This window comes from Virgibacillus dokdonensis (assembly GCF_900166595.1).
GTDB classification, from domain to species: domain Bacteria; phylum Bacillota; class Bacilli; order Bacillales; family Amphibacillaceae; genus Virgibacillus; species Virgibacillus dokdonensis.
In genome coordinates, this window is record NZ_LT745748.1 from 1 (window position 1) to 6367 (window position 6367).

At 38.5% G+C, this 6367-nt stretch carries 4 protein-coding genes and 1 CRISPR repeat array; of the genes, 2 read left to right on the plus strand and 2 right to left on the minus strand.

Annotated features, from left to right (window positions below; translation table 11 throughout):
• Nucleotides 1–2376: direct repeats of the CRISPR family, unit length 32 nt; unit sequence GTCGCACCTTGTATAGGTGCGTGGATTGAAAT.
• 277 nt (nt 2377–2653) lie between these two features.
• On the plus strand, nt 2654–3151 hold the full coding sequence (locus B2C77_RS00005; RefSeq protein WP_077701756.1) for a PH domain-containing protein: 498 nt from the start codon (nt 2654–2656) through the stop codon (nt 3149–3151).
• Nucleotides 3151–4644: a PH domain-containing protein gene (locus B2C77_RS00010; protein WP_077701757.1), complete on the plus strand. Its 1494-nt coding sequence runs from the start codon at nt 3151–3153 to the stop codon at nt 4642–4644. The genes B2C77_RS00005 and B2C77_RS00010 overlap by 1 nt, the downstream gene beginning before the upstream one ends.
• A 529-nt stretch (nt 4645–5173) precedes the next feature.
• Here B2C77_RS00010 and B2C77_RS00015 read toward each other — a convergent pair.
• Together B2C77_RS00015 and B2C77_RS00020 are read right to left on the minus strand one after the other, a co-directional pair.
• Nucleotides 5174–5992, minus strand: coding sequence for a formate/nitrite transporter family protein (locus B2C77_RS00015; protein WP_077701758.1), 819 nt, complete (start codon nt 5990–5992; stop codon nt 5174–5176).
• Nucleotides 5993–6231: 239 nt separating this feature from the next.
• Nucleotides 6232–6367: IS3 family transposase (locus B2C77_RS00020; protein WP_141130617.1), on the minus strand; the 136-nt coding region annotated here is incomplete at its 5' end.

A 6367-nucleotide genomic window follows, 5' to 3' on the forward strand; every position in this document is an offset into this window, starting at 1 on the left:
GTCGCACCTTGTATAGGTGCGTGGATTGAAATGGTTATTTCTGAAGTTGGTATTTACGAAGCTGTAGTCGCACCTTGTATAGGTGCGTGGATTGAAATTTGTTTAAATAATTTAGTGTAGTTTTTTGCAACGTCGCACCTTGTATAGGTGCGTGGATTGAAATTTTATCGGCGTTAATCGGTATAGCAACGGAAAAAGGTCGCACCTTGTATAGGTGCGTGGATTGAAATTCCTATTGTCTCCCTTTCCCATTGAGCCATTCCTGGTCGCACCTTGTATAGGTGCGTGGATTGAAATCTTGTTTATACTTACCTTTACTAATGCAGAATAAATCGTCGCACCTTGTATAGGTGCGTGGATTGAAATCCTCTCATATCCAATCTCATATTTCATTGTTTTGTCGCACCTTGTATAGGTGCGTGGATTGAAATTTCGCATTTATGCGTTCGAGGTTTTTTATTTGAGACGTCGCACCTTGTATAGGTGCGTGGATTGAAATGAAGATAGGTGTATGGGAAAATTAGGGAAGTACTGTCGTCGCACCTTGTATAGGTGCGTGGATTGAAATTCGACGCACACGCATTACAGCAAGACTACAACGCAGTCGCACCTTGTATAGGTGCGTGGATTGAAATTACGATAAATGGCACAACCCCGATTTATCAAAAGAAGTCGCACCTTGTATAGGTGCGTGGATTGAAATATGCATTGTCGGAAATACTACCGCTTGTGGCGTAGTCGCACCTTGTATAGGTGCGTGGATTGAAATCGAACACTTGTTCTAATTGTAATAGATTCGACAGTTGTCGCACCTTGTATAGGTGCGTGGATTGAAATCAGCAGACGTATTAGAGCGGTTGATACCGATACGTCGCACCTTGTATAGGTGCGTGGATTGAAATTCGCCAACCTCCGCACGTCTGTCCGCTAATCTGTAGTCGCACCTTGTATAGGTGCGTGGATTGAAATTGCGGAAGATAAAGGAGGCGACATCAAAGGACGGTCGCACCTTGTATAGGTGCGTGGATTGAAATCATATATGCTTCCGTTTTTGTAGAGTGCATAGATGTGTCGCACCTTGTATAGGTGCGTGGATTGAAATTTTTCTTGTGTTGGTATCTAACCAATCTTTTAAGTCGCACCTTGTATAGGTGCGTGGATTGAAATAACCCAACGCTCGCTTGCGTGTTCCTCTCGCATCGTCGCACCTTGTATAGGTGCGTGGATTGAAATCCGCTTTAGCCGCGCAACCTCTGACGCTAGGTTTGCGTCGCACCTTGTATAGGTGCGTGGATTGAAATAAAGATATACACAAGGTATTGGAGGGCGAGGAATGAGTCGCACCTTGTATAGGTGCGTGGATTGAAATGAGGCGGGCTTTGAGTCGAGGGGCATCCGACAAGGGTCGCACCTTGTATAGGTGCGTGGATTGAAATGGTAGACATGGAAGATTACCTCCGATTGATAGATAGTCGCACCTTGTATAGGTGCGTGGATTGAAATTCGGCACATCATCCTAGATAAATCAGCCATAAAAGGACGTCGCACCTTGTATAGGTGCGTGGATTGAAATGAACTATCGAAAGAAGGCGCAAGTACGAACACAAGTCGCACCTTGTATAGGTGCGTGGATTGAAATAAATGCCGAAAAAGCGGAAATATCTTTGGAGAAGGCGTCGCACCTTGTATAGGTGCGTGGATTGAAATTCTTTTGCTTTAGATGACTTATGTCCACGGGTAGGTCGCACCTTGTATAGGTGCGTGGATTGAAATGTCAACCTTGACGGAGAATACGCAGGTACGTGGGGTCGCACCTTGTATAGGTGCGTGGATTGAAATGTGTTTTTCGGCTAATCGCTTTGCTATACGAGCGTCATGTCGCACCTTGTATAGGTGCGTGGATTGAAATCTTTATCTTGTATCATTTTTATACTCTCTTTTGATGTCGCACCTTGTATAGGTGCGTGGATTGAAATACTGATTATCGAGTGCCTCTCGATTATTGTAGTGAAGTCGCACCTTGTATAGGTGCGTGGATTGAAATTAATGATGTTGAAATAACATTATTTAGTTTGAAAGTCGCACCTTGTATAGGTGCGTGGATTGAAATAAGCGAGATAATATTAATTTAAATGGATTTAGTCGTCGCACCTTGTATAGGTGCGTGGATTGAAATTCATGTCAACACTCTGATCTATTAAATTTTCAAGTCGCACCTTGTATAGGTGCGTGGATTGAAATTTTACAGTAGCAACAACCCCTGCATAACTAACATTAAGGTCGCACCTTGTATAGGTGCGTGGATTGAAATTTTATGCGTTTGCGAGCCTCAGTTTCTTGATCCGTCGCACCTTGTATAGGTGCGTGGATTGAAAGAAATAAATCAAGCCACTTTCCAAAATACAACCAAGCCGAACAATATAAATGTTCGGCTTGGTTAGTTCTATCAACAATTAAAAGTGGTTAAGCCTCACCTGCTGCTACATTTAATTTCCATTAAAAACCTTTTTAGGTACAATTTCATAAAAACATATTGAAACCCACACCCTATCTAAATCGTAATAAACATAAATAGAAAAGATGATATTTCTACTGCATTTATAATCTTATTTAGAAAACTATCTTATAAAAGACCGCAAAGGAAGGGTTTATTTTGTACAAAAACATAGAAGAACCAAAACGAAAAATTTCTCCATACGCTATTAATGTATGGCGAATTACAAACACAATCGGACATACTATATTTCTCATTATTTTAGTCGTTTTACTTATCATGGACTCCCACTTTGCTTGGTATAGCTGGATTAGTTACATATTATGGGGCTTACTAGGTTTTACGATTATCTCTGCTGTTTGGAGTATAGTTTTTGAACCGACATTACTACAAAAATATTGGCGGTATGGTTTGAATAAGGAATTTGTCCAATTAAAGCACGGAAGATGGAATTTGGCACACCAAGTTATCCCTATGACAAAAATTCAATATGTTAGCCTACAACAAGGACCCATTTTACGAAAATACGGACTATCAAGTATCTCCATTGGTACAATGGCTTCCACTCATGAAATTCCTGCTATACAAGAGGACGAAGCAAAGGCTATTCGAAATGAAATTGCTGAACTTGCCAAAGTGAAGGAAGTGGAGAACTAATGGATCAAAAAAAGCGCATGCACCCCATGATGATGCCCGTATCATTTTTTGCATCATTAAAGGACATTTTCTTCGTATTTATTATTTTATTTGTACTTAACTATTCCTCCGAAGCAACGTGGGTAGAAATTGGTAGAATCTTATTTTTTGTCTACCTAATTTATGAGTTTGTGTCGGTTATTGTAACGTGGTGGCGTACTACATATAGCATCAATGAAAGCTTCATTGAAATCGAGCAAGGCCTTTTCACACGTAAACATCATCAAATTCCGTATGATCGGATTCAAAATGTCCAAACAAATACCCCGTTTTATTTACGACCATTTCATCTAACAACGCTGACGTTAGAAACGGGAGCAGAAGATGAGGATTCATCCTTCACTTTTACAGCCATTACGAAGGACGAAGCTCAACAAATTGAATATGTTTTAGACCATTACACGAAACAGAAAACTTCGGATGCAATAGACACAAATATAATAGAAACAGAAACAGACGAAGCCCAAGCCATGACAAAAGAAGAAAAAAATGTCCACTTTAATCCCACTAAAAAAGACATTTTAAAAGCTTCTGTTTTATCATTTAGCTATTTATTGCTTATCCCTGTACTAGCATCAATGTTTAGTAATATTGACGAAGTATATGATCTATCCGCAACGGGAAATAAGATTATTCAATTTGTAAAGGACTCTTGGTTTTGGATTGGTGCTTTAATCATCCTATTTATTATCGTTGCAATTTGCTTTGGAATAATGCGTACTTACTTAAAATATGGTCGTTATGAAATCTCATCTGATCATGAGCGGATTTATATTCGTAAAGGTGTATTAAACGAACAACACTTTTCCATTCGTAAACAAAATGTGCAAGCCGTTCATATTAAACAATCATTGTTAAAACGCATGCTTAAAATAGCTGAAGTAAAGCTAATTAGCGCTGGTGGGGTTGATCTTTCAGGGGAAGAAGTAAATTCCCTTTATCCATTTTTACCAATTCATCGCGCATATACGATCATTGAAGAAATACTACCTGAATTCGCAGTACAAACAAATATGGAATCACTCCCGAAGAAATCGTTAGTAGCGCGAATGTGTCAAACACCTGTACTTTGGATCATCGGCACCATTATTATTGTTATTTTCTTTCCAACATGGTGGCCTGTATCGATAATTTTGTTTCTATTTACGATCGTGTCACGCTTACTAGATTATTATTTCACTCGCTTTTTAATTCATGGGGAAACATTGCAAGTCCGTACAGGAGGCTTCTTCATGACAACAAGCATTACAACGAGAGAAAAAATCATTGAATTTAAGCTAGAACAAAATTTTATTCAAAAACGTTTTGACCTAGCAAATATGGAAACAGCAAATCGAAGCAAACCTGTTCATACCACTCCCTTATATAACATACCTATGCAGATGACACAACGTGCGTTTATCTGGTATACAGGACGAAACCCGAGAATAGAAGGAGGATTGGATGGAGAATAAAATTTATTGAGAATAATTTTTTTTCGGCTGGAAAAACATCATTAAAAACAGTCGTAATGAAAGGATTGGCTATCTAGATTTAAAAACCGCTTTTTCGACTAGTGTTACGGTGTATGATGTCCACAACAGAGAACTTGGAGAAGGGAAGTTTAAACGTTTCTTTTCTAATAGCTGGGTAGTAAGTAGCTGGAGAAATTTTAGAAATTAAAAGCAAACTGGTTTTCATTGGCAAAAAGTATACGTATTCTACAGAGAGGGGACATCAATACACCATTACTTCCCCTGTCCTGTCTAAATCATTTACAATTATAGATGAACCATATCAAGATGTGGCAGCCTTCACACGTATTAACAGTTTTTTCTCCTCTCCCGCTTATGAACTGACCAACTTAACGGACCAATTATCAACAGAAGAGTTCATTGTCGTCGTCATGGGTATGAATGCGATGGAAAAAAATCAAACCTGCATGAAAAAGATAAATTCCATGCAGGTTGTATTCTTTTTGCTATATACCGTAAGCTAGTACCTTTATCCGAGCTTCTTTTCCTGTGCTACTTCTACGGTTTGTTTATACTGCTTACTAGGCGAAGCTAAATAAGCATAGATGCCTCCTAAAAAGAAGCCACCTCCGACAATATTTCCAATCGTAACAGGAACTAAATTATAAATCGCTCCTAATAAGGTAATGGATTCTGGGTGAGGTGCTGTTAATGCTAATGAAAAAGTGACCATATTGGCAACACTGTGCTCAAACCCTGATGCAACAAAGCCAAAAACTAATAACATCATCACTAATATTTTAGCGCCATCACCTTTAATATGCATGGGAATCCATACAGCTAAACAGACGATCAGATTACATAATATGCCTCGAAAAAATAATTCCCATATGCCTAAATCCATTTTAGCGGCAGCTGTTTTCATTAAAAATTGACTACTTTCTGTGGAAGCATACAATCCTGTTCCAACAATTAACAAGGCAAACAATATTCCACCAATCAAATTTCCACTATAACAGGCAAGCCAATTTTGCACCGTATCCTTGACTGTCGTTTGCTTCCTCATCGTACTCATCGTAAAGTACATCGTGTTACCAGTAAATAATTCAGCACCACCATAAATAATTAACACGAGGGCAACACCAAAAAAGATCGATGCCATAATCGTTGCAGCCGGAGATTGAATATCAAAATATCCTTCCGCTAGCTTAAACGATAATATTAATCCTATACCCACATAAATTCCTGACAAACCCGCTCGCAGCATATATCTTATGAATGATGTATTTAATAATTCCTTCTTTTTTATAGCAAGATTCACCGCTTGCTCTATTGGCTGTCGTTCCACATGAAGTCACTCCTTTTGCATGTTTACTTTCTTTTATGTGAAAAATTTCACATTAATACTGATAGAAATATCATGTTCTTCTAGCCCATTGCTTTCCGTCAGCATGTTTGTTTAAAACAAACATAATTAGATATTAACGTATAATTCACGTAAAGAAAAGATTTTTCACATAAATGCAATAAAAAAGAGGGAGCCTTGCATGCTTTGGAGGTGGTGACCCCACAAAGTTAGAGTTTTTATTATGCAGCTGTTTGGCTGGTTTGAGTTCGGTATTGTACTGGACTTAAACCAGCCAATTTTAACTTTATACGTTCATTATTGTAGTAATCAATGTAATCCTCAATTTTTCGCTTTAGCTCTTCATAAGACACTATT